Annotated in this window: 2 protein-coding genes; both read right to left on the bottom strand. The window is 35.2% G+C overall.

Annotation, left to right across the window (positions count from 1 at the left end; genetic code table 11):
* Positions 1-1167: 1167 nt before the first annotated feature.
* Positions 1168-1506, bottom strand: a complete 339-nt coding sequence (locus AB5150_RS15620; protein ID WP_147344001.1) for a hypothetical protein — start codon at positions 1504-1506, stop codon at positions 1168-1170.
* Positions 1507-1516: 10 nt separating this feature from the next.
* On the bottom strand, positions 1517-1970 hold a 454-nt coding region (locus AB5150_RS15615; RefSeq protein WP_349820004.1), incomplete at its 5' end, for a hypothetical protein.

The following is a 1970-nucleotide window of genomic DNA, read 5'->3' as shown; positions in this document are numbered from 1 at the left end:
CAAGCTTGCCCAAGTCTACATATAAAAGCACGCCTCTATTCCCCATTATTTTCATCCCCCCTGTACTTGTCAAGTATAGATGTTGCTGGAACAAATGCAACACACGTACCAGCAACACCTGTAAATTCTTTATAGTTCCTAAATTCCAGCCTCTAAAGTTCCATAATCAAGCCATTGCCTGTGCAGAACCCAGCAGTAGCAACCTAGTTCCAAATACAGTACGAATAGGAACTAAAACCACAAGCCGTAATTCGCCCTGTTTTGCCTTTTCATGCCACAGTGGAAGTAGTTAGCACCAAAAGACGTAAAGACAAACGTAGGACAACGTGTGCATTCGTAAGGGCAGAACCAGCAAAAGCACCAGCTAAGACTGGCACAGGAATACCCCTAGAACTGCTGGAACTACTAAGTTTTCTACCGTTTATCTCATGAAGGGAGAAAGTTATCGTGGACGAAACTTAAAAACTTATTCGATAGAAATCAATGATCCTGTTGAATAAGGGACAATAAGCAATTAGATAAGTTGGTGCATTGGCTATTTCTAATGAGCTTAAATTGGTCAATTCTGTTGGACTCTGAGTGGTTAATTCCCCCAGGCTCTAACATCGGCACTTTCCTTATATGCAGGATTTTGAACGGACACACTGTCACCAGATGTTCAAAAGAAAGTAACTTGATATGGGATTTTTTAAAAAAATAAGAGATTTTTCAAAAGTAATTGTGGAGAATTGAGGGCATAGAAAAAGCCAGTAGATTTTTACGTTTCTCTGCTGGCTCAATAAATTTAATATGCAATTACATATCGTGAATATTTATCCTATTATTTATAATATATTTGCATCACCAGAAGGAATATCCACATAAAAATTACCGCCTTTTGACCATTTTTATATCTGCTTTACCGTTTTTAGGACTCCTTTTTTAACTAATTCTACTCATAAAACAATGCATTTGTTCAATCTGTTACATTTCATCTGAAATTCTTGTTCATTTATCTGAATGGATTATGTTTCATATCTACAGTTGCCTTCCGTATGACGATGCAATGTTGTTTTGTATTTCTTCTAGAGCTGGTAAATTTGAAACGACAAGAAAAAACGGAGACACCCTAACATATCTTTAGGTCGTCTCCGTTTTTAGTTTGAAATAACTTTCTAAATAATATTTTTACCAATAAAGCAACTCACTTATTTCATCTGATTTTCTTAATATATTTTTCCACTTTTCAGATGTTTTTACAGTTTCAACATTAAGCATATCAGGAATACGTTCTAGTTCCAAATAAGCATTCCTTAACTCTATACTTTTCTCTAATATATCATTATCAATCATACCTTCATCTAAAAAAAGATTTAGTGTATCTTCGTGCAAGAAACTAATTATATCTATTGAAAATTCTTCAAATAGATTATGTTTAATTGTATCATCATCTTCTAGAAGCAGATAACTTCCACATTCCTCAATTGTACTTTTAAAATTCTCATATCTTTTTTCTAACGAAATCATTTTGTCACCCCTAATCATAAATTACAGTTGCTTTATCACCCTTCAGTGGAATATAAGTCTCTGGATTTACTACTTTAATTTTTCCAGTAGCTCCAGATGATATTCCATAATATGAACCTCCATGCTTACCTCCGCCTGGATGATAAAAAATAGAAATATCACCGTTCATTAATTTCCATCCACCACCATTACTTCCGTATACACCTCTAGTCCAGTCGTTCCCTAGTATAGTTTGCAACTCATCTACAGTATACCCCTTTAGTCTAGTCGGGTCACTGAAAATGTCATCAACAGAATTGATATTCCAACGAACATTGTCTGCACCATATTTTCCCTTTAAATATTCATTCCACTCTGCTCCACTTCTAGGTATTTCGTTATTGAAATTTGTCTTACTTCCACCCTCACAAGTAATACTTCTTTCAGACTCCACCCGTCCTTTGCTAGTAGACATACCCCTATTC

Source organism: Coprococcus sp. RTP21281st1_F1_RTP21281_210402, from assembly GCF_040915325.1.
Classification (GTDB): domain Bacteria; phylum Bacillota; class Clostridia; order Lachnospirales; family Lachnospiraceae; genus Coprococcus; species Coprococcus aceti.
Note: the sequence above shows the minus strand (reverse complement) of the source record. Positions and strands in the feature narration are given on the sequence as shown.

What these genes read in the sequence shown, in the direction of transcription:
- AB5150_RS15620 (WP_147344001.1), bottom strand. Translation starts at nt 1,506, where the DNA reads ATGATTTCGTTAGAAAAAAGATATGAGAATTTTAAAAGTACAATTGAG.